The organism is Pseudomonas sp. TMW22091 (genome assembly GCF_022496705.1).
GTDB lineage: Bacteria > Pseudomonadota > Gammaproteobacteria > Pseudomonadales > Pseudomonadaceae > Aquipseudomonas > Aquipseudomonas saxonica.
In genome coordinates, this window is record NZ_SCFI01000003.1 from 58,954 (window position 1) to 79,806 (window position 20,853).

21 protein-coding genes are annotated in these 20,853 nt (G+C 55.2%); 13 read left to right on the plus strand and 8 right to left on the minus strand.

Going from position 1 to position 20,853, the window contains the following annotated elements; genetic code table 11:
* Positions 1-408: 408 nt before the first annotated feature.
* Positions 409-1,953 carry an ArnT family glycosyltransferase gene (locus EQV93_RS06820; protein ID WP_240891197.1) on the plus strand — a complete coding sequence of 515 codons (1,545 nt, stop codon included), beginning with the start codon at positions 409-411 and terminating at the stop codon, positions 1,951-1,953.
* On the opposite strand, the gene gorA is transcribed toward EQV93_RS06820, so the two are convergent.
* Entirely contained in the window at positions 1,950-3,308 is a 1,359-nt protein-coding gene (gene gorA / locus EQV93_RS06825) for a glutathione-disulfide reductase (protein WP_240891198.1), read from the minus strand. The genes EQV93_RS06820 and gorA overlap by 4 nt on opposite strands.
* Positions 3,309-3,441: 133 nt before the next feature.
* Positions 3,442-4,281: a UTP--glucose-1-phosphate uridylyltransferase GalU gene (gene galU, locus EQV93_RS06830; RefSeq protein WP_122782721.1), complete on the minus strand. Its 840-nt coding sequence runs from the start codon at positions 4,279-4,281 to the stop codon at positions 3,442-3,444.
* A 281-nt stretch (positions 4,282-4,562) separates the two neighbouring features.
* On the opposite strand from galU, the gene EQV93_RS06835 reads away from it, so the two are divergent.
* Both EQV93_RS06835 and EQV93_RS06840 read left to right on the plus strand, forming a co-directional pair.
* Positions 4,563-4,754 carry a hypothetical protein gene (locus EQV93_RS06835; RefSeq protein WP_146386166.1) on the plus strand — a complete coding sequence of 64 codons (192 nt, stop codon included), beginning with the start codon at positions 4,563-4,565 and terminating at the stop codon, positions 4,752-4,754.
* Positions 4,755-4,780: 26 nt separating this feature from the next.
* A complete protein-coding gene (locus EQV93_RS06840; protein ID WP_122782719.1) occupies positions 4,781-5,062 on the plus strand; it encodes a hypothetical protein in 282 nt (93 codons plus the stop codon).
* Between the two features lie 82 nt (positions 5,063-5,144).
* Here the strand turns inward: EQV93_RS06840 and EQV93_RS06845 are convergent, their stop codons facing one another.
* The gene (locus EQV93_RS06845) at positions 5,145-5,495 is read right to left on the minus strand and encodes a hypothetical protein (protein WP_122782718.1); all 351 of its coding nucleotides are present in this window, start codon (positions 5,493-5,495) and stop codon (positions 5,145-5,147) included.
* Between the two features lie 209 nt (positions 5,496-5,704).
* Here EQV93_RS06845 and EQV93_RS06850 point away from each other — a divergent pair, with 209 nt between their 5' ends.
* From EQV93_RS06850 to modC, 6 genes are all read left to right on the plus strand, one after another.
* Entirely contained in the window at positions 5,705-6,007 is a 303-nt protein-coding gene (locus EQV93_RS06850) for a DUF1883 domain-containing protein (protein WP_003445729.1), read from the plus strand.
* A 36-nt stretch (positions 6,008-6,043) separates the two neighbouring features.
* A complete protein-coding gene (locus tag EQV93_RS06855; protein WP_167654276.1) occupies positions 6,044-6,220 on the plus strand; it encodes a hypothetical protein in 177 nt (58 codons plus the stop codon).
* A gap of 2 nt (positions 6,221-6,222) precedes the next feature.
* Positions 6,223-6,879, plus strand: coding sequence for a DNA oxidative demethylase AlkB (gene alkB, locus EQV93_RS06860; RefSeq protein ID WP_146386168.1), 657 nt, complete (start codon positions 6,223-6,225; stop codon positions 6,877-6,879).
* Between the two features lie 122 nt (positions 6,880-7,001).
* Positions 7,002-7,769 carry a molybdate ABC transporter substrate-binding protein gene (gene modA, locus EQV93_RS06865; protein ID WP_240891199.1) on the plus strand — a complete coding sequence of 256 codons (768 nt, stop codon included), beginning with the start codon at positions 7,002-7,004 and terminating at the stop codon, positions 7,767-7,769.
* A complete protein-coding gene (gene modB / locus EQV93_RS06870) occupies positions 7,770-8,450 on the plus strand; it encodes a molybdate ABC transporter permease subunit (RefSeq protein ID WP_122782715.1) in 681 nt (226 codons plus the stop codon).
* A 2-nt stretch (positions 8,451-8,452) separates the two neighbouring features.
* Positions 8,453-9,541, plus strand: a complete 1,089-nt coding sequence (gene modC, locus EQV93_RS06875; protein WP_240891206.1) for a molybdenum ABC transporter ATP-binding protein — start codon at positions 8,453-8,455, stop codon at positions 9,539-9,541.
* Positions 9,542-9,550: 9 nt separating this feature from the next.
* On the opposite strand, the gene EQV93_RS06880 is transcribed toward modC, so the two are convergent.
* Positions 9,551-10,816, minus strand: a complete 1,266-nt coding sequence (locus EQV93_RS06880) for a Wzz/FepE/Etk N-terminal domain-containing protein (RefSeq protein ID WP_233609124.1) — start codon at positions 10,814-10,816, stop codon at positions 9,551-9,553.
* A 473-nt stretch (positions 10,817-11,289) separates the two neighbouring features.
* On the opposite strand from EQV93_RS06880, the gene EQV93_RS06885 reads away from it, so the two are divergent.
* Entirely contained in the window at positions 11,290-12,234 is a 945-nt protein-coding gene (locus EQV93_RS06885) for a LysR family transcriptional regulator (RefSeq protein WP_122782713.1), read from the plus strand.
* Here EQV93_RS06885 and hemB read toward each other — a convergent pair.
* Positions 12,231-13,205 (minus strand): porphobilinogen synthase, encoded by a 975-nt coding sequence (gene hemB / locus EQV93_RS06890; protein ID WP_122782712.1) that lies wholly within the window; start codon positions 13,203-13,205, stop codon positions 12,231-12,233. The two genes, EQV93_RS06885 and hemB, sit on opposite strands and share 4 nt — an antisense overlap.
* A gap of 153 nt (positions 13,206-13,358) precedes the next feature.
* Between hemB and EQV93_RS06895 the strand changes: the two genes are divergently transcribed.
* Entirely contained in the window at positions 13,359-13,655 is a 297-nt protein-coding gene (locus tag EQV93_RS06895; RefSeq protein ID WP_122782711.1) for an ArsR/SmtB family transcription factor, read from the plus strand.
* A 68-nt stretch (positions 13,656-13,723) separates the two neighbouring features.
* Positions 13,724-14,734 (plus strand): zinc-dependent alcohol dehydrogenase family protein, encoded by a 1,011-nt coding sequence (locus EQV93_RS06900; protein ID WP_240891208.1) that lies wholly within the window; start codon positions 13,724-13,726, stop codon positions 14,732-14,734.
* A 161-nt stretch (positions 14,735-14,895) separates the two neighbouring features.
* Here EQV93_RS06900 and EQV93_RS06905 read toward each other — a convergent pair whose 3' ends face one another.
* The 3 genes from EQV93_RS06905 to pgm form a co-directional block, all read right to left on the minus strand.
* Entirely contained in the window at positions 14,896-15,918 is a 1,023-nt protein-coding gene (locus tag EQV93_RS06905) for an NAD(P)/FAD-dependent oxidoreductase (protein ID WP_240891210.1), read from the minus strand.
* Positions 15,905-18,109 (minus strand): hypothetical protein, encoded by a 2,205-nt coding sequence (locus tag EQV93_RS06910; RefSeq protein ID WP_240891212.1) that lies wholly within the window; start codon positions 18,107-18,109, stop codon positions 15,905-15,907. Before EQV93_RS06910 ends, EQV93_RS06905 begins: the two co-directional genes overlap by 14 nt.
* Before the next feature lie 391 nt (positions 18,110-18,500).
* Positions 18,501-20,141 carry a phosphoglucomutase (alpha-D-glucose-1,6-bisphosphate-dependent) gene (pgm, locus tag EQV93_RS06915; RefSeq protein ID WP_240891213.1) on the minus strand — a complete coding sequence of 547 codons (1,641 nt, stop codon included), beginning with the start codon at positions 20,139-20,141 and terminating at the stop codon, positions 18,501-18,503.
* Between the two features lie 213 nt (positions 20,142-20,354).
* Between pgm and eco the strand changes: the two genes are divergently transcribed.
* Complete coding sequence (eco, locus tag EQV93_RS06920; RefSeq protein WP_240891214.1) at positions 20,355-20,831, plus strand: serine protease inhibitor ecotin; 477 nt, start codon at positions 20,355-20,357, stop codon at positions 20,829-20,831.
* The last annotated feature ends 22 nt before the right edge of the window (positions 20,832-20,853 follow it).

Sequence of the window (20,853 nt, forward strand, 5' to 3'; positions counted from 1 at the left end):
TCATCGTTCCTCTAAGCGACTTCGACTGCATTCAGAAGCCTTGAACCTGCGCAATGCGCGGCAGGTGTGTACGCGGCTCGACCCAAGGGGGCTAATGCGTACGATTGCTGTGGGGTAGACCTTTACATGGGGGGCGAATTTACCACTCTCAACAACTTACCGCACGGCGGGTATGCCCTTATTTAGTGCGTCGCGTTACTAACAGCCAGTAAAACCGGGCAATGCGAGCGGCATGCGACAAATCGTCTCATGCGACTTAAAGACCTGCGTATTTTTCACATCCTCATCACCCGTCATCTACAGAGAGCCCTCTAGGGTGCAAGGCGAACTCGATTCAGCTCACTGTCAGGTCAGGACGGATACCTTCTCGTGCAAGAAAAACAGTTGTTAAGCCCTACGGTGCGCGGCATGAACGCAATCAAACATTGGCGCCATGAACACAACGCTTTGCTGCTCCTGTTAAGCGTATCGGCCTTGATGCTGTTACTGGGGCTGGGTTCACGGGAACTCTGGGGGCCGGAAACACGCTGGGCCAATATCGCGTTGCAAATGATACAGAGCGGCGACTATCTGGACCCTTATCTCATGGGTTCGCCGTACTACGACAAGCCATTGCCCTCGTACTGGTTGATCACCGCCGCAGCAGGGCTGACGGGTGGCTTAAATCACTGGTCGCTGCGTTTGTCTTCAGTCATCGCTGCGTGGCTGAGTATCTGGCTGGTGTACTTGATAGGCGAGCGTCTGTTTCGAAAAGACACCGGCCTGATCGCAGGCTGGATGCTGGCCAGCACGTTTTACTTTGTGTTTTGGGGGCGGGTCGCGACAGCCGACATCCTGACCGTATGCGGGTTGCTGGCGGCTATTTGGTGGTACTGGCGCGGCCCTGATGACACGCGGTTGAGCCGGTACTGCGTGTTCTTCTTGCTACTGGCGGTCACATCTCTGCTCAAAGGCCTGATCGGTTTTATCCTGCCTGGCCTTGTGTTGCTGCCCCATTTACTCAGTGAACAACGCTGGAAGCGCCACCTCAACGGACGTTTGGGCATGGCCGTGGTGATGGCCGCGGCAGTCTACCTGTTGCCGTTTGTGCTCTCACACGTCTACGGCACTGCGACCTATGGCCAAAGCGGCCTAGCATTGGTATTGCGTGAAAACGTGGTGCGATTTTTCCAGCCTTTCGACAATTTGGGACCTGTTTACACCTACCTGATTTACTTGCCGGTCTACACCTTGCCGTGGGCACCTTTCTGGTTAGTCGGCCTCTGGGCTGCGGTGCGCCAATGGCGACACCTGGAGCCCAATGCTCGCTGGCTGGTGTGGGCGTTGTTGCTACTGTTTGTATTTTTTACGGCCAGCGGCAGTCGGCGCAGTTACTACGTGCTGCCGCTGGTGCCCTTTGCCCTGCTTCTGGCGGCCTGGTGGGTAACGCAGCGCAAAGGGCTGACCAAGGGCTGGAAGATAGGTCTTGGTGCAGCCTGCGCGCTCGTGCTGGCTGTACTCGCGGGGTTTTACCCATGGTCCAATGCAGGGGGCGGAATAGCCGTGTTCGGGCAGCAGGTCAAGGCACAAGCATCAAAGCTAGCGCCTTGGAATCAATGGCGCATGGTGATGATCGACGTTGATAACAAGCTGCCGTTGTATGTGCAGAATCAGGGCGAACCGTTCTATTTTGTTGAAGCCGGGACGGTACCTGACCAGGGAGCAGACAGTGCGCACTTTATGGCCTGGCTGGATAAAACCAGTGGCCAGCATTTCAACCCCCGGCGCACATTGATATTCACTCAATATCGCAGTGGTGATCCCCTGCCCCTGGGTTACCTGAGCGTGGATCATCAGGTGATTGTCAGCCAGCCCGACAACGGCGACCGATTAGTGCATCGCCGTGAATGGAATAGCGTGGCGTATGTCCCCTTGACACACCAGGGGACACACACACTGCCTGTTCAGGATTAACGATTGACCGGTGTACGCATGGTCACGAACTCTTCGGCGGCCGTGGGGTGAACGCCGATGGTTTCGTCGAAGTGTTGCTTGGTGGCACCTGCTTTCAAGGCAATCGCCAAACCTTGCACGATCTCGCCCGCCTCTGGCCCAACCATGTGGCAGCCCAGCACTTTGTCGGTGTCGGCATCGACCACGAGTTTCATCAAGGTGCGCTCCTGACACTCTGTAAGCGTCAGTTTCATGGGGCGGAAACTGCTTTCGAATATCTGCACCTTGTGCCCGTCTTCGATGGCCTGCTCTTCACTCAGCCCCACTGTGCCAATGTTGGGCAAGCTGAACACCGCTGTCGGGATCATCTTGTAGTCCACTGCACGGTATTGCTCAGGCTTGAACAGGCGCCGTGCCACGGCCATGCCTTCAGCCAGAGCAACCGGCGTAAGCTGTACGCGACCAATCACATCGCCGATAGCGAGAATGGACGGCTCAGCACTTTGATACAGCTCATCGACCTCAACAAAACCGCGCTTATCGAGTTTGACGCCGGTGTTTTCCAGGCCAAGGTTGTCCAGCATCGGACGCCGTCCGGTTGCATAGAACACACAGTCGGCCATCAACTCACGGCCATCTTTGAGCGTGGCTTTTAAACTGCCATCAGGCTGCTTGTCGATGCGTGCAATGTCGGCATTGAATTGCACATCCATGCCCCGCTTGGTCAGTTCTTCGTGCAAGTGTTTGCGCACCGCACCATCGAAGCCACGCAGGAACATTTCGCCGCGGTACAGCAAGGACGTCTTGGCACCCAGCCCGTGGAAAATCCCGGCAAACTCCACGGCAATATAGCCACCGCCTACCACCAGCACTCGCTTGGGCAGTTCTTTAAGGAAGAATGCCTCGTTGGAACTGATCGCGTGCTCATGGCCGGGTATTTCGGGAATCTGCGGCCAGCCGCCCGTGGCAATCAAAATATGCTTGGCGGTATGACGCTGGCCGTTGACTTCCACTTCATGCGGGCCGGTGATCTTGGCATGACCTTCCATCAAGGTAACGCCACTGTTGACCAGCAGGTTGCGATAGATGCCATTAAGGCGATGGATTTCACGGTCTTTGTTGGCGATCAGTGTCGCCCAGTCAAAGTTCGCTTCACCCAGACTCCAGCCAAAACCCGACGCCTGCTCGAAGTCTTCAGCGAAGTGGGCACCGTACACCAACAGTTTTTTAGGCACGCAGCCCACATTGACGCACGTACCGCCCAAGTAACGGCTTTCTGCCACAGCGACTTTTGCACCGAAGCCCGCTGCAAAACGGGCCGCACGCACGCCGCCCGAACCTGCACCAATTACAAACAAATCAAATTCGTAGGCCATTTCGCTCTCCCAGGAAGTCCAACAGCATAATCGCTCCGGCGCGATTCACCAGCGCCGGGCTTGCCGAAGGCTAACAAACGACAAAGCCACCCGGAGGTGGCTTAGTCTTGAAACACACTCAACACAGGCGGTGTTAGTAAGCTTTGCCCGTTTTGTAGAAGTTTTCGAAGCAGAAGTTGGTCGCTTCGATGTAGCCTTCAGCGCCGCCGCAGTCGAAACGCTTGCCTTTGAATTTGTAGGCAATAACGCAACCATTTTGCGCTTGTTTCATCAGGGCGTCGGTGATCTGGATCTCGCCACCTTTGCCCGGTTCGGTCTGTTTGATCAGCTCAAAGATGTCCGGGGTCAAAATGTAACGACCGATGATGGCCAGATTCGAAGGCGCATCTTCCGGTGCCGGTTTTTCGACCATGTTGCGTACGCGATACAGGTCATCCCCAATCAAATCGCCGGCGATAACGCCGTACTTGTTGGTTTCTGCCGGATCAACTTCCTGAATGGCGATGATGGTGCAGCGGTACTGGTTGTACAGCTTGACCATTTGCGTCAGCACGCCATCGCCTTCCAGGTTAACGCACAAGTCATCGGCCAATACGACGGCAAAGGGTTCGTCGCCGATCAGCGGGCGGCCAGTCAGAATGGCGTGACCCAAACCTTTCATTTCAGTTTGACGGGTGTACGAGAACGAGCACTCGCTCAGAAGACGACGGATGCCGACCAGGTACTTTTCTTTGTCAGTACCCTTGATCTGGTTTTCCAGCTCATAGCTGATGTCGAAGTGGTCTTCGAGTGCCCGCTTGCCGCGCCCTGTCACGATGGAGATTTCGTTCAGACCGGCATCCAGTGCTTCCTCAACCCCGTACTGGATCAGTGGCTTGTTCACCACCGGCAGCATTTCTTTAGGCATGGCTTTGGTCGCTGGCAAAAAGCGAGTGCCGTAACCGGCTGCTGGGAACAAGCATTTCTTGATCATATGAGTCCTTTAAAGGGCTGTACGTTCGAATTTGGCGCAGTCTAATCAGGCGGCTGCAGCGTTACAATGGCCCCTGATAGCAAACTGATCCCTCATAGAGAAAATTAGTGCCAGTTAGTTCATTTATTACATATTTTTCATCTTCAGGACGGGTTTATTGAACCTATGACGCTGCCCCCCGGTCTGCTCATCGGTACGGGCAACCTGCCATATAAGCCGCCTGCGATGAGTAATTGGCGCTATTATTGCTTCAATTTCCCAGTCAATAAGGCCTACGCTCCATGTCAGCCCCAACTAATACCATCAATGGTTACCTGATCAAGAAAGACGGCAATGACCAATGGTGGATTGCCGATGCTTCAGATGAAAACGTGGCCGGCCCTTTTACCTCAGAACAGTCCGCCATCGAGGTGGCTTCTGTGTTTCAGGATCAGCCCGCAGCACCCGCCCGCAAAGGCAAAAGTAAATCCTGACCTCTCACTTTTGATGATGACCCTCAATGAAAAAAGCCCTGACACTACTCGCACTTCTGGCGCTTGGCGGCTGTGCCACTGCATCTAACACCTACTTGGCCGATGGCAAACAAGGTTTGAGCATAGACTGTTCTGGCGAAGCCATGTCGTGGGCCAAGTGCTACGAAAAAGCTGACGCGTCTTGCGCAGGCACCGGTTATTCAATTGTCGGGACAGACGGCTCACCTGCGGTCAAGGAAAGCGACAAGACCCTCGGCGTTGATGTAGGGAATTTCAACAGCCGAAATATTGTTGTCGTGTGCAAGTAAAGACGGGGTCATCAGGCAGGCCTGACGCTGCGTGGCGCAGTCGTCAGGCTCAAAGCCCTGACAGAGCTTGATGGAGGTCTGGTTAACCAGAAATGCAGTGCGTTGCGGCTTTGCGAATGTCACCTGGTCGAACAGGTACATTCGACATGCTTTCGTAAACCTTGATACTGCTGCCACCCGAACGCTCTTCGATATCAATCACGGCGGTCGGATTGGAAGTCAACTTTTGCGGGACGATGATTCGTAACCCTTCTTTATGCGGTTCAATCTGCGGTGCCTTACGTGTCTTCGACAACTGTTGCACCAGGCACTGAGCGTACGCATCAGGCTTCTTGCCTGAAATCACACTCATGGTCGGTAACGTCTGCTCAATATCCGTAACTGATGCACAGCCACCCAAAGCCAGCATCGCCAGCAAAACGCCCCACTTCATACATGTCCTCCGTTAAAGATCTTACGACCGTAAATTCCCGAATTTTCTCCCTGATAGAGGGAATAAAGATTCTGCTGTGGCGATTTGTCCGGATTTTACGTCAGAAATATCGCATCGCGGCATAATAAGCGCCTTTAGACCCCTGTTAGTACTAAAGCACATGTTATCTTGCTGATTTTTTAGCAACAGCAGCCCTTATTGGAGCACCCATGAAGTTTATCCACCAGCGCGAGCATTTGAACGAGGACGACATCGTCGTCATCGAATGCTCCCAGCCTTGCAACATTCGACTGATGAGCGACGCACACTTTCGCAGCTTCAAAAATGGCGGGCGTCATTCGTATCACGGTGGTGCGTTCAAGGACTTCCCGGCCCGCATCACGGCGCCGAGCACAGGTTTCTGGAACATTACCATCGACACCGTCACCAGCCGTGCGATCAGCGTTACCCGCAAGCCTAGCTTCCAGCCGACCATTAAAATCGTCCGTCGCTCCAGCTCAAAGCTACGCTAAGCCTGACGCCCATAGCCTTTAAATACAGGAAATAGCGTGAACACACCTTCCGAGACAAAAAAATACGTCATCAAATACACACTTAACGGCCAACGTCGTTTCGAGTTTGTGCAGCTGAGCCAAAAATGTGATGAAGAAGCGCGTGCAAAGCTTGAGCGCATGCACGCCCCTGAAGACAAGATCACTGATGTAAAAGTCAGCAAGCCTCTCTAAACATGACGTTCGACCTTTTTGCCGATCATGACCTGCAGCAACCTGACCGGCTTGATCGTATCGGCGAGCAAGCCGTCGTTTTGCGCGGGTTTGCTTTGCCATGGGTCGACTCATTGCTGGCGGCACTGACACCGGTGCTGCGCCAATCGCCTTTTCGGCAGATGCAAACACCCGGTGGCTACACGATGTCGGCACGCCTTAGCAGTTGTGGCGCCCTGGGCTGGACAACCGACCACCAGGGCTATCGCTACAGCTCTGTTGATCCGTTGACCGCACAGCCTTGGCCAGCCATGCCTGAGGTCTTTTTGGCACTGGCTGAAGCTGCAGCCAGTGCCGCAGGGTTCAACACCTTTGTGCCCGACGCGTGCCTGATCAACACCTATTGTCCGGGGGCAAAAATGTCTTTGCACCAGGACAAGAACGAGCGGTGCTTTGACGCCCCTATCGTGTCAGTTTCTCTGGGTTTACCCGCTGTCTTTCAGTTCGGCGGGTTTTCACGCAGCGATACGGCTCAACGCATCTCGGTGTTTCACGGTGACATTGTGGTGTGGGGCGGTGTCGACCGCTTGCGCTATCACGGTGTACTGCCGGTTAAAACCGGCCATCATCCGTTGCTGGGTGAGCAACGACTCAATATCACCCTGCGCAAGGCAGGTTGAGTCGCACGCTGCAGCTTGCAGGGTGCAAAACGCTATAAATTTGTTTTTATACCGTTTATCTTCCTAGCGCCCCGACAACGCAATAACGCCGGGCTGCCCTCTTTTCTACATGGAGTTTTGTCATGCACGTTCGCGCTCGCCTGTTTGCCCCCACTGTGCTTGCGGCACTGATCACCAGCTTCACAGTTGGCACCGCCTGCGCCGATGACGTGCAAGTGGCTGTGGCAGCCAACTTCACGGCACCGATTCAAGCCATTGCCAGCGACTTCGAAAAAGATACCGGGCATAAGCTGATCGCTGCGTATGGCGCCACCGGCCAGTTTTATACGCAAATAAAAAACGGCGCCCCCTTTGAGGTGTTTTTGGCAGCCGATGACAGCACCCCCGAGAAACTTGAAAAAGAAGGCGATACCGTCCCCGGCTCACGTTTTACCTATGCCGTGGGCACCCTCGCCTTGTGGTCCGCCAAGGACGGCTTCGTCGACCCGGCGGGTCATGTGCTCAAAGATGGCACCTACCAGCACCTGGCTATTGCCAACCCCAAAGCAGCCCCTTATGGGTTGGCTGCCACGCAGGTATTGGACAAGATGGGCCTGACCGAGAAGGTCAAAGACAAGATTGTTGAAGGCCAGAACATCACGCAGGCCTATCAGTTCGTTTCGACAGGCAACGCGCAATTGGGTTTTGTAGCCCTGTCGCAAATTTACAAGGATGGCAAGGTCAGCAGCGGCTCCGCCTGGATCATCCCTGAGGCCATGCACGATTCTATCAAGCAAGATGCAGTGATTCTCAAGAAAGGCGCGAACAACCCTGCTGCCAAGGCGCTGACGGAGTATCTGAAAGGCCCTAAAGCCGCTGCCATTATCAAATCCTACGGCTATCAACTGTAAATGCCGCTCTCGAGTGCCGACTTTTCTGCGATCTGGCTGACCTTCAAACTGGCGTCTTTGACCACCGTCATTTTGTTGCTGGTCGGCACTCCAATCGCCCTTTGGCTAGCGCACACCCGGTCACGCTTACGCGGCCCGATCGGCGCAATCGTCGCCCTGCCCCTGGTGCTACCGCCTACCGTCATCGGCTTCTACCTGTTGCTGGCAATGGGCCCGCACGGTTACGTCGGGCAACTGACGCAAATGTTGGGTTTAGGAACATTGACCTTCAGCTTCAGCGGGCTGGTCATTGGCTCGGTCATCTACTCCATGCCCTTTGTCGTGCAACCTTTGCAAAACGCATTTACGGCCATCGGCCCAAGGCCGCTTGAAGTCGCGGCAACGTTACGGGCCAACCCGTGGGACTGCTTTTTTACCGTCGTCTTGCCGCTGGCACGACCGGGCTTTGTCACGGCCGCCATTTTGGGCTTTGCCCATACGGTGGGTGAATTTGGTGTTGTGCTGATGATAGGCGGCAATATTCCCGAGAAAACACGGGTAGTCTCCGTGCAAATCTACGATCACGTCGAAGCGCTTGAATACGCACAAGCGCACTGGCTGGCCGGAGCAATGCTGGTGTTCTCTTTTCTGGTGCTGCTGGCGCTCTATTCAAGTCGCAAATCGCAGAGCACCTGGAGCTGAGTATGACGTCGCAGATACACGTTCGACTGCAAATGAATTACCCCGGTTTTGAGCTGGATATCGACGTGCAACTACCGGGCAAGGGTGTCACAGCGCTTTACGGACACTCAGGCTCGGGCAAGACCACCTGCTTGCGCTGCATCGCCGGGCTTGAGCGGGCCAGGCACGCATTGGTGCAGATCAATGGTGAAATCTGGCAAGACACTCAACAGCGCACGTTTGTACCCGTACACAAACGTGCCTTGGGCTACATCTTTCAAGAGGCCAGTCTGTTCGCGCATCTGTCCGTGCGGGGCAACCTGGAGTTCGGGCTCAAGCGTATCCCACGACATGATCGCAAGGTTGACCTCGATCATGCGGCCGAGTTGCTCGGCATCGCACACCTGATGCAACGCACGCCGGCGCATTTATCTGGCGGCGAACGCCAGCGGGTCGGAATCGCCCGTGCCCTGCTGACCAACCCCAGGCTGCTGCTCATGGATGAGCCGCTGGCAGCACTGGACAGCCAACGCAAACGCGAAATCATCCCGTATCTCGAGCGCCTGCACGCCGAGCTGGAAATTCCTGTGCTCTACGTCAGTCATTCGCAGGATGAGGTCGCACGCCTGGCAGATCATATTGTCGTGCTCAGTCAGGGCAAGGCGTTGGCCAGCGGCCCTATAGGCGAAACATTGGCGCGACTGGACTTGCCTCTCGCGCTCGATGATGACGCTGGCGTCGTCGTTCAAGGCTCAGTGGCGGCCTTTGATGCGCACTATCACTTGCTGACCCTGCAACTGCCTAACAGTGCCCAGCAGCTGAAAGTTGCGCACGAGGGGTTGGCGATCGGGCAATCAATGCGCATCAAAATACAAGCGCGCGATATCAGCCTGAGCCTTGATCGCATTGATCACAGCAGCATTCTCAACAGCTTGCAGGCCACTGTCATCAGCGAAACGGGGACAGACAATCAGGCCCACGTGCTGGTTCGCCTGGACGTCGATGGCAGTGCGCTACTGGCGCGTATCACCCGTTACTCGCGCGACCAACTCGGCCTGCACCCAGGCCAAACGCTCTGGGCACAGGTCAAGTCGGCAGCAGTGTTGGTCTGAGTCTATGGCTTACAGGGTCTCGCGGCGCTGCCTGACAAAATAGCGCACGGTTGCAATACCGAAACCCAACAGCAAGCCGAGTACCACGGCCAATCCGACTATCAGGCCCTTTTTCGGCTTGATCGGATCCAGCGGCGTTTGCGCCTTGCGATCAATGCTGGCCAGACCCAACCGGCTCATGTCCGTATTCAGGCCACCCAGACGGGCAACCTCGGCACGCAGCGGCTCGATATTTTTAAGAAACAGATCTTCGTTCGTACGCTTACCGAGCATTTCAACCTGGCGGTTGACCTCTAGCATCTGCAATTTTTTGGCGATATCCGACACTTTTTCGTTGGTAAAGTCGTCTGAGGTACGCTTGAGCAAAGCTGCACGCTCGGCCTCCAGGGCTTTGCTGCCCATAAAGTACAGGGGCAGAGCTTGTGAGGTGATCTCGGTGCGCATACCCCGTGAAGAAGTACCTTGTGTAGCCGCGGCCATCGCGGATGGCGTCGTCGGCTGGGTGATACCCAACGAGTTGGCAATAGCGATAGCCTCTTGCAACTGTGCGATACGATCTGACCGTTCAGTCCGTAACTGCAGTCGCAGAGCCTTTAGCTCATCTTTAAGCTTTGCCGTTTGCAAGGTGTCGCCTTCTACCAGACCGGCAATTTCGGCGTCCTTGTCCGAACGATAGGCAGAACGTGCAGCGTTGATTTTTTCATCCAGTTCGCGCAAGCGGTTATTAATAATGACTTTTAGATCCGCACTGATTTGCGCACGCTGGTTATTGATCGCGTATTCAACAAAACCGTTAAGGATTTGCGGGCCATTAACAGAATCCGGGTAAGTCAGCTGTAACTTTAAAAAAGAACTCAAGTCGCCTGACTTGGGGTCAGGGCGAATCAAATTAATGGCATCTCGGTTAAAAATCTCAAAGCTTTGCTCAGGCGTCATGCCCTTTTTTTGCAGCGGCTCGAACAACTCCGGGTGAGCGCGAAAGTAATTGAGACGCGTCTCGTATGAGTCCAGTGCTGCGCCCACTTTGAGCAACGCGTCTGAGGGAGGAAGGGTGTACACCTCAGAGCGGTTCAGGGCATCAAGCTCATTGATCGCTGCCGGGCGCAGCAGGGTACTGGCCTGGTAGACGGGTTGCGCGACGAGCACATAGCCCACAGCAATGGCCGCCACGGCGGCCGTGGTGACTGCTATCAATACCTTTTGTTGCCAAAACGAGTGAAACAGGTCAAGCACATCAATTTCTGCGTCAGCACGCGGATGTTCAGTAGTCTTCAAAAATAGCTCCCTGTGTGTGAACCGTTTTGGCACGTTCAGAGCTTGGCTGTTCTGGAAAAGAAAAGGGCAAGCAAATTAAAGTACATGTCTGACAGGGAAACAGCTAAAAAAGTCCCCGCCTTAATAAATCAATCACCTGACTGAACAAACGGGCAATATCATACTGATATCACCCCTTGGTTAATTAAAGTCTTAATCTCACATTTTTCAATGACATTTCCTACCCTAATTTAGGGTATTTTTTATAAATAAGTGCTTGATCACGCTAAGGCTTTTCCGTGCAGTAGAATTTTCTTACACGCACACATTCGAGTTGTGATCCATTAAGCATTCGTGTGCACTTCATCATGCGGCCGCGCGCCAATTTGCACTGAAACAGTGCAAGAACATTCTCGGGAAAGCGGCATCTTTCTACAGTCTGTGTAATTATCGCCGCCACAAAACAATAGCTAATGTGCGGAGTCATTATCAGCATGGACATTCACCAGGCGATGCGCGTGTTTGTACGCGTAGTCGAGACCGGCAGCTTCACGGCTGCGGCACAGGCGCTTGGCTATTCCACAGCGCAGACCTCACGTTTGCTCTCGGAGCTGGAATCCTTGTTGCAGGCGCGTTTGCTGCAACGCAGCACCCGACGTCTGGCACTGACCGAGGTGGGCACACGGTACCTGGAGCGATGCCGTTTGATTCTCGGCGAAATCGAGGATGCCAATGCCGAAGCTGCTGGCGCTCACTTGATCCCGCGCGGGCACTTGCGTGTGCAATCGACCACGGGCTTGGGGATTCAACTACTCGCGCCCTTGGTGGCCCGCTATGTGAAGCTCTACCCGCAGGTCAACATTGACTTGACGCTCTCTCAACGCCAACCCGATTTGCTGGAAGAAGGCCACGATGTAGTGATCACGTTGTCGGGGGATCTGCCCGATTCAGAAATGATTGGCCAGCCGCTGGGCAGCATCGGCAGCGTGATCTGCGCAGCCCCTTCCTATCTGAAGAGTCACGGAGTGCCACAAACGCCCGCAGACCTGAGCCAGCATCGATGCCTGCACCTTGTTGACCCGCTGTTCACCGACAGCTGGACCTTTCGCGATGAGCACGGCGAGCAGTCAATTCGTCCGGGGCATGTGTTTCAGGTCAACGTCGCCGAGGCCATGGCACAGGCGGCGCAAGCCGGCCTGGGAATCTGCTTGTTGCCCGATTATGTGGCCGTGGATTCGTATCAGCGAGGTTCACTGGTACGCGTGCTGCCACACTACCGACTGCACGAAAAAAGCATCTTTGCGCTCTACCCTTCTCGCCGCTTTCTGGATGCCAAAGTGCGAACGTGGGTCGAGTTCTTGAAGCAGGAAATACCCAAAGTGCTGGAAATGCACCAGGCCATCGTCGATGACCCGGCACATTGGGCGTGGGGGGCTTAGATCCCCTGCAACGCCAGATCCATAGCGAAGTAGGTCAGGATCATGTCCGCACCCGCACGCTTGATCGAACCCAGGGTTTCGCGCACCACACGGGCTTCATCGATAGCGCCGGCCAACGCACCGAATTTGATCATCGCGTACTCACCGCTCACTTGATACGCCGCCAATGGCAGGCGCGACGCTTCGCGTACGTCACGGATGATGTCCAGGTAAGCACCGGCCGGCTTGACCATCAGTACGTCTGCGCCTTCCTGCTCATCCAGCAGCGACTCGCGAATGGCTTCGCGACGGTTGAGCGGGTTCATCTGGTATGACTTGCGATCGCCCTTCAATGCGCTGCCACCCGCTTCGCGGAACGGGCCATAGAGGGCCGATGCGAACTTGGTGGAATACGCCATGATTGAAGTATCGATAAAACCGGCCGCATCGAGCGCGCTGCGGATGGCCTGTACTTGACCGTCCATCGCGGCCGACGGCGAGATGAAGTCGGCCCCCGCTGCTGCTGCCGCAACCGCCTGCTTACCCAAATTGATCAAGGTGGCATCGTTGTCAACGCCGTGATCGTGCATGACACCGCAATGGCCGTGGGAGGTGTACTCGCAGAAGCACGTGTCACTCATCACGATCATTTCAGGCGCAGTATCCTTGCAGATGCGGGCCATGCGCGAGACCAGCCCGTCTTCACGCCATGAGTCGCTGCCGGTGGCATCCAGATGGTGTGACACGCCAAAAGCCATCACCGATTTGATACCGGCACGGGCATAACGCTCAATCTCACCGGCCAGTTTCGACTCGGGGATGCGCATCACACCCGGCATGCTGGTGATGGGTACAAAGTCGTCAATCTCTTCTTCGACAAAGATCGGCAGCACCAGATCGTTCAGGCTGAATTCGGTTTCCTGAAACAGGTCGCGCAGTGTTTGTGTACGACGCAGACGGCGGGGACGGACAGAAGGGAACTGGCTAGGCATCATGGTTCCTGATGGGCAGGTTGAAGGCTTGATGGCGCAACAAATACAGGATTGAACCTGTAAATGCAAAATATCCGCCCTGCCTGCGGCCCGTTGTCACGGGGCACGACAGGGCCGTTGAACATTTCGTAAAAAAGCGTAGCATCACTGCCCATGATACTCGAACAGCTCAAAGCTTTGGGCAATGACACTCGCATGCAAATGATGGAGTGGCTCAAAGACCCACTCAGTAATTTCCCGCCTCAGGATCACGGTGATCCTGCTATCGGTGTGTGTGTCACCCATTTGCAGCACAAGGCCGGCCTGTCGCCGTCCACCGCTTCTGCGCATTTGGCCATCTTGCAACGGGCCGGTTTTGTACTGAGCACCCGCATTGGCAAATGGACGTACTACCGACGCAATGAGCAGGCGATTGATGACTTTGCGGCTAGGCTGAAAATCGAGTTGTAATTTTTACCCTATCATTTCGTTATTTAACGAAATGAACATTATGCGTTGTGAAAACCAGAGGACATCTTGTGAGCACTAAAACTATCTTCGTTAAACCTGGTGGCGGTTATGACAATGTTGTCGTGGGCAGCAGCGAAGTGCGCGCCCCTGCCAGTAGTGAAATCACCGTACGCTTACACGCCAACTCCCTGAACTACCATGATTTCGCTGTAGTCAGCGGCATGTGGGGGCCAACCGAACAGCGGATCCCCATGGCGGATGGTGCGGGTGAAGTCATTGCGGTAGGCAGCGACGTCACTGAATTCAAGGTTGGCGATTCAGTCGTGAGCACCTTCTTCCCCGAGTGGATCGACGGCACACCGCTGGTTGAAGGCTTCGTGACCGTGCCTGGCGACGGCATCGACGGATATGCCCGCGAGCAAGTCACCGCCAAAGCCACCGCCTTCACCCTGGCACCTGTGGGTTACAGCCACGCCGAAGCGTCAACCCTGACCACGGCGGGTTTGACTGCCTGGCGTGCGTTGATGGCCGATGATTCCCTCAAGCCGGGCGACACCGTGTTGATCCAGGGCACGGGCGGGGTTTCGATATTCGCCCTGCAATTCGCCAAAATGGCGGGCGCCACTGTTATTGCGACCTCTTCCAGCGATGCAAAACTTGAGCGCCTGAAAGCGCTGGGCGCTGATCACGTCATCAACTATCGCAAAGACACCCAGTGGGGCGCGACCGCACGCGCACTCACCGGTGGCCGCGGTGTTGATCATGTCATCGAAGTGGGCGGCCCCTCGACCCTTGAACAGTCGATGATTGCCGTACGGGTTGCCGGGCATATTTCGGTGATCGGCATTTTGAGTGGCGTATCCGGATCAATGGACTTTGTTCCGGCGCTGGTCAAGCAGGTGCGCCTGCAAGGCGTGCTGGTCGGTAGCCGCACCCAGCAACAAGACATGATTCGAGCCATTAATGCCAACGGTATGCGTCCGATCATTGACCGTCACTTCCCGCTGACCGACATTGTTGAAGCGTTCAAATATCAGGAAACCAACCAGCACTTCGGCAAAATCGTGCTGGATATCTGATACCGCGACACAGGTGGCGCATTGAAAGTGCGCCACCCTCTTCTATTGATTCCAGAGTCTTTCCTGATGCGTCTTGAATCGGGGAGGCAGATGAACAATCGCAGTCCCCTATAGACTGCAAGTCGACGAGGATGATGGCAGGTAACTACAACGACAATTGATCAGACCCACATCGGCGGGTAAGGATGCACGCGGTAAAACTGACGCAGAGCATTGATGTCAGCGTTGAACTGATTGTGCAACCAGGTTTTGAAATGCTGGTGAACTACGTGCTCGCCACTTGGCCAGGCGCGGCAGTCAGCAATGGCCTGGGCCGCTTGCATGCCGGACATCAGCGCTTTAAGCACGCCGTGCGACGAAGCAGGATCCAATATGGCCGCTGCATCACCGACCAGTATGTAGCCGGGCCCCATGGGTGCCTCGGATAGGCGCCAGGAGACGTCTGCGCCGCGTACCGGGCCAACCGGTGTCAAGGACTTGAGCGCATCGGGCGAACCGGCTAGCGGCATGCTGTTTGAGTCAAAACTCAGGGTTGTCCAGTGTAGGTGATGAGTGTCGAGGCGAGCGATCCATTGCCAACCATTACTGACCGCGATAAGCCGTGGAGTGTCATAAATCCGCTCGAGCTCGTCTTGGTAATAGCCATAGCGAGCAATCAGTCGCGGTGAAAATGCCTGCCACTGGATCGGCAATTGCCGCCGGAGCCATCCGTGCCCTCCCGAAGCATCGACTACACAGGCTGCCAGAAGCCGGTCTTGCCCTAAGGCGACCCCTGCGACCCTGTTGTCATCATGAATGATCGTTGGGCTTGCACAGGGCTGGATAATCCGCACCCCTAAAGCACGCGCTCTGTTCATGAGTCGAACATCGAAGGCTGCTCGCTCAATCTGGAAGCCTCGCCAAGGGCCAGCCGCATCACCACCGAACTCGACAAAACGCGGCACTCCCTCCCAATGCACCCAGTGCCCATGATGCCGTAGACCAGAGAGTTCGGTCAGCTCGCGCAGTATGCCCAGTTGGCCGAGCAGCGGCTCAATGGCCGGGTGTAAGGTTTCGCCGGGCCGATGGCGCGGGAATGAATCGCGCTCCAGCAGTGCCACGTGCATACCATGCTGTGCGCACGCGATCGCTGTCGCACAGCCGGCAGGCCCTGCACCGACCACAATCACATCATATTGATTCATCGCGTAAGTGCCACGGTGTGTCGTCTTCTTTGGCTATCAGGGCGCTCTGGCTGACATACATTTGCACTCGCGTATCAATCTCCACATGACGACGCTTGAAATCATCCGCTGGCGTGCTGATTGCACCGTGTTTGTAAAGGAACAAGTACATTACCTCCCCCTCCAGACTATGCCCTGCCTCTTGCTCGGCAGCGTCCAGTTGCTCGTCAGGCTGTTGCACGATCGAGAAGGACAGTACCGACCACAGCCTTTTCTCTGCCTTTTCGGTTGCTCCAACCGCTTTATAGGCGCGATGCATGGCCAGGACTCGCTGGTGATACTGCTCAGTATTAATGTGCCCCGTAACAGCCAGTGAAAGCTGTCCTTTTAATGCTGCCGACGTGTAATCACTGTACTCGTAGGCTTGGTACTGAACGACCTGACGCCCTTCCAGTTCAACCAAAACAGGACCTTTCAGGCCGTCCCATGAGGGCGCATCACTTAAACCGATTTCGGCGTCTGTCATGGGAATGACCGAAGAGGCGACGGTACGCGGTTCATATGTACGGGTTGAATCAGGTGCCACGCCAGGCCAATAGGAACCCAACGCGGCGCAAATCCGCGCATCTTCTGTAAACGGACTGGCTAGCATGTAACCATTAAGTTCTTCCTTGAAAGGTTTATCGATCAAACCTCGACCAATCTCCCAGCCCGGTCCGAACACGCCACTGGCGAAGTCGGGCAAGCAAGACTGGCGTTGCGCCAAGGCTACTTCAGGTGCTGTCAAAGCTTGGGCAGACGCTGATTCACCAAGCGGCAAGGAGACAATGGCCGTGACACCGCGATCTTCCTCGGCAAAGTAATTGCCCTCCAAAGCCGGGTTGATCGAGTAACGAACGTCCGACAATGGATTGACACGGGCGTGCCAAACCTCGGGGCACGGCGGCGCAGGACAAGGGAATACATTCGGATCATTTGACCACGCCTTCAGCTCGCGCTGCCCACACAGCGGGAAGAAGTCGGGAGCGCCGATGATCGAATAGGCTGCGACGCTGTCCTCGTCCAGGCCGTGGGACTCTAATTCTGGACAACGTGCCCGGACCCAGCCGTCTGCCATTGCATCCTGATAGTGCAGCGTGCGATAGCCGCCCTGCCTGACGATCGCATCAACACCTTCGACGTTATTCAGATCTTCGATCGTGCCGTCGTCAAGGACCCGATGGCGACCATGCAAGAGCCCACCCGTGCCCGCTGGCATCGTAAATGACAAGGGTTGCCCCTGATAGTGGGCCAACTCAACCAACCGCTCCTTTGCATCCGGAACCAAAAGCCCAGTACCCATGTCAGTGGGGTCAGCCCAATGACACAGGCCTTCGGTAATGACAAATGGATAATTCAGGATGTCTGGTTCTTGCCATCCCGTTGCGCTGTACATCATATGCACTTGCCGGATCTTCTCATTGATCTGGTAGTTTTCCAGATGCACTGTCAAGTCCAGGCCCTGCAGGCATTCCTTGCCATTGAATAATTTGTGTATCGGCACCCAAAAACTCAAATTTGCGTCAGAGGGTGATTGAAAACTCATAGGACCGAAGCTTTCACTATCACCGTTTTTTTGCATGGCAATGTACGCGCCATAACGGGCCGGAATGACCCGCATCTGCTGCGTATCGGCCTCTACAAAGGGCAGGAAGCCACGCCGTGCGGCATCATACAAGGCGGGTGCGGTACCTATTCGGGCCACGCCGGTACGGGAGAAACACAGGTCTGCCTTAGCTTTATGTACGGTTTCCGGGCGTGGCCGATACTCATAAGCAAACACGACTATGGCCAATGGCGCTGAGCCCGCGTATGCACTCAACATCTCCATGCTGGGTGGGTTGAACCCGTAAACGAAATTCAGTAACTGCTCAATTTCAAGCGCTGTAGGGAAAGCCGTCAGTTGGGTTCCATCGGCGGCGCTCAACACATTCGGCGAAGCAAACGCGTGATACAACAAACTTTCTGCAGGCCTGCCGGCTTCGATGCCACGCCCCCCTGCGGGAGAATAGTCTTCAAAGCCCTTGAGGGCTCGGTCAACAGACAATGGTTTGCTCAGTTCCTGCTGCAAGTTTGGCGCAGTGATGTCCAAGCCATGTTGGAGCAGAAGTGAGTGCCAGCCGTGCGGAGCCAAGCGCGAGCAGGCAAGTTGTACATCACTGAACAAAGCCATGTTGTTGTCCTCAAGTTTGTCCCTGATGTTGAATAAGTAGAAAGATCCTTTCGACGGGTCGTACAGATAGGGATTAGCGATAGTTGCGTTCGGCGTTTATGTGCCTTGTTCAAGGTAATAGCGACCGAAACACAAGAATCTGCTCGTTTACCAAATATGTATAGCTGGTAGAACTATCAGGTACTTGCCTGAACTGACGGCCATCAAGCCAGCATCTGTTGGACGATCCGTCAGCTGCACTAAAGCGAGTGCGCGCAAATCGATTGCGAGCACTGAAAGTGCGCTTAATGCAAACATGGCCGTTTTTGATTGCATGCACTTACCGGTAGTCACCGACCCGGCCAGACGACCTCAGCCTGCCCTGTTGCCAGGCACAGGCTGAGTCACAGCGTTACGAGATGGCCGCATCCACCAGCACTTGAGCTTCCTCGACCAGACGGGCGAGGTGCTCATCGCCGATAAAGCTTTCGGCGTAGATCTTGTAAATGTCTTCAGTGCCTGACGGTCGTGCAGCGAACCAGCCGTTTTCAGTCATCACCTTCAAACCGCCAATGGCCTGATTATTACCGGGCGCATGGCTGAGGATTTGGGTAATGGTTTCGCCCGCAAGATGAGTCGACTTGACCTGCTCAGGCGACAACTTGCTCAACAGGGCTTTTTGCTGCGGGGTGGCTTGGGCATCGACACGGGTCGAGAACGGCCGGCCCAGATCTTCAGTCATTTTTTGATACAGCTGAGAAGGGTCAAGACCCGTACGGGCGGTCATTTCTGCGGCCAGAAGTGAGGGGATCAAGCCATCCTTGTCGGTCGACCAGACGCTGCCGTCCAGACGCAAGAACGAAGCTCCCGCGCTCTCTTCTCCACCAAACCCCAGTGAACCTTCGAACAAACCATCTGCGAACCATTTAAAGCCCACCGGCACTTCATACAATCGACGTCCGAGGCGCGCACTCACCCGATCGATCAAGCCACTGCTGACCACGGTTTTGCCGACGGCTGCATCTGCACGCCACTGCGGGCGGTTATTGAACAGATAGTCGATCGACACCGCCAGGTAACTGTTGGGTGCCAGCAAGCCACCGGATGGCGTGACAATGCCATGACGATCATGGTCTGGGTCACAGGCGAATGCCACGTCAAAGCGCTCTTTAAGCCCGATCAAGCCTTGCATCGCATAGCTGGAAGACGGGTCCATGCGGATGCGCCCATCCCAGTCAACGCACATAAAACGGAACGTTGGGTCTACCGAGGTGTTGACGACTTCAAGGTTCAACCCATAGTGCTCGCCGATGGCTGACCAATAACGCACACCCGCACCACCCAGCGGATCAACGCCCAAACGCAAATTGGCACCGCGCAGGGTGTCCATATCGATGACGTTTTTCAGATCGCCAACATAGGTATTAAGGTAGTCGTGACGGTGCGTGGTGCCCGCTTTCAAGGCGTGCTCATAACTGATGCGCTTGACGCCCGAGAGCCGGGCAGCCAGCAATTCATTGGCTTTGGCTTCGATCCACTTGGTTACATCGGTATCAGCCGGGCCACCGTTTGGCGGGTTGTATTTGAAACCACCACTTTCTGGCGGGTTGTGGGACGGAGTAATCACAACGCCGTCGGCCAGGCCCGAAGTGCGGCCACGGTTGTAGCAAATGATCGCGTGGGAGATGGCGGGTGTCGGCGTGTATTCATCGTTCGCCGCAATCATGGTTTCGACGCCATTGGCCGCAAAAACTTCCAGTGCGCTGGCACCCGCCGGGGTCGACAGCGCGTGGGTGTCAATGCCGACGAACAGCGGACCGTTAATGCCTTTCATCTGGCGGTACAGGCAAATAGCCTGACTGATAGCCAGCACATGCCACTCATTAAAGCTCAGCTCAAACGAGCTGCCGCGGTGCCCCGACGTGCCGAAAGCAACACGCTGTGTGGCAATGGCAGCGTCGGGTTGACCGGTGTAATAAGCGGTCACCAGTCGCGGTATATCGACCAGCAGTTGAGCTGGAGCCGGTTTGCCCGCAAGAGGACTGAGTGTCATGCAAAAACCTCGGGAAATAATGATTCGGAGGAAAAAAAACAGTTTACTGGCACTTCGACATTGGCGAGAAGCAATCTATCCCGACAACGGGCCGATTTTGCACTTAAATAGACTTGTCGTTGTCTGATTGCGCCACGACGACGAGAATACACCCGCGTTCAGTGCGCATCTTTTAAGTCGACACCTTTTTATGTTTTGGAATAAGGAAACCGCATGAAACCATTCGTCATCAGCGCAGCACTTTTACTGAGTGCGCTGTGCAGCGTAGCCCACGCGGCCAAACTGGAAGACGTGGCCCCCTACCCCAAAGCCGAAACCGGGTTCAGCCGCCAGGTCATCTATCTGCCCAAGCAGAAGAATGAAGACGATTACAAAGTTCAAATCATTGCCGGTAAAACCTTGCAAGTGGACTGTAATCAGCAACGACTGGGCGGCAAGCTGGAAGAAAAAACCCTCAAAGGCTGGGGTTATCCGATGTATCGCCTGAATAAGGTGACGGGCCCGGCGAGTACGATGATGGCTTGCCCGCAAGGCAAAGCCCATCCTGAGTTTGTTCCGGTGATGGGTGAAGGTTTTATGCTGCGTTACAACAGCAAGTTGCCGATTGTGGTGTATGTGCCCAAGGACATAGAAGTGCGCTATCGCATCTGGTCGGCTTCCAAACAGATCAAGCAGGCTGTTAGCGAGTGAAGGCCCCAAAATAAATACTCAG

What these genes read in the sequence shown, in the direction of transcription:
- EQV93_RS06820 (WP_240891197.1), top strand. Translation starts at nt 409, where the DNA reads ATGAACGCAATCAAACATTGGCGCCATGAACACAACGCTTTGCTGCTC.
- gorA (WP_240891198.1), bottom strand. Translation starts at nt 3,308, where the DNA reads ATGGCCTACGAATTTGATTTGTTTGTAATTGGTGCAGGTTCGGGCGGC.
- galU (WP_122782721.1), bottom strand. Translation starts at nt 4,281, where the DNA reads ATGATCAAGAAATGCTTGTTCCCAGCAGCCGGTTACGGCACTCGCTTT.
- EQV93_RS06835 (WP_146386166.1), top strand. Translation starts at nt 4,563, where the DNA reads ATGTCAGCCCCAACTAATACCATCAATGGTTACCTGATCAAGAAAGAC.
- EQV93_RS06840 (WP_122782719.1), top strand. Translation starts at nt 4,781, where the DNA reads ATGAAAAAAGCCCTGACACTACTCGCACTTCTGGCGCTTGGCGGCTGT.
- EQV93_RS06845 (WP_122782718.1), bottom strand. Translation starts at nt 5,495, where the DNA reads ATGAAGTGGGGCGTTTTGCTGGCGATGCTGGCTTTGGGTGGCTGTGCA.
- EQV93_RS06850 (WP_003445729.1), top strand. Translation starts at nt 5,705, where the DNA reads ATGAAGTTTATCCACCAGCGCGAGCATTTGAACGAGGACGACATCGTC.
- alkB (WP_146386168.1), top strand. Translation starts at nt 6,223, where the DNA reads ATGACGTTCGACCTTTTTGCCGATCATGACCTGCAGCAACCTGACCGG.
- modA (WP_240891199.1), top strand. Translation starts at nt 7,002, where the DNA reads ATGCACGTTCGCGCTCGCCTGTTTGCCCCCACTGTGCTTGCGGCACTG.
- modB (WP_122782715.1), top strand. Translation starts at nt 7,770, where the DNA reads ATGCCGCTCTCGAGTGCCGACTTTTCTGCGATCTGGCTGACCTTCAAA.
- modC (WP_240891206.1), top strand. Translation starts at nt 8,453, where the DNA reads ATGACGTCGCAGATACACGTTCGACTGCAAATGAATTACCCCGGTTTT.
- EQV93_RS06885 (WP_122782713.1), top strand. Translation starts at nt 11,290, where the DNA reads ATGGACATTCACCAGGCGATGCGCGTGTTTGTACGCGTAGTCGAGACC.
- hemB (WP_122782712.1), bottom strand. Translation starts at nt 13,205, where the DNA reads ATGCCTAGCCAGTTCCCTTCTGTCCGTCCCCGCCGTCTGCGTCGTACA.
- EQV93_RS06895 (WP_122782711.1), top strand. Translation starts at nt 13,359, where the DNA reads ATGATACTCGAACAGCTCAAAGCTTTGGGCAATGACACTCGCATGCAA.
- EQV93_RS06905 (WP_240891210.1), bottom strand. Translation starts at nt 15,918, where the DNA reads ATGAATCAATATGATGTGATTGTGGTCGGTGCAGGGCCTGCCGGCTGT.
- EQV93_RS06910 (WP_240891212.1), bottom strand. Translation starts at nt 18,109, where the DNA reads ATGGCTTTGTTCAGTGATGTACAACTTGCCTGCTCGCGCTTGGCTCCG.
- pgm (WP_240891213.1), bottom strand. Translation starts at nt 20,141, where the DNA reads ATGACACTCAGTCCTCTTGCGGGCAAACCGGCTCCAGCTCAACTGCTG.
- eco (WP_240891214.1), top strand. Translation starts at nt 20,355, where the DNA reads ATGAAACCATTCGTCATCAGCGCAGCACTTTTACTGAGTGCGCTGTGC.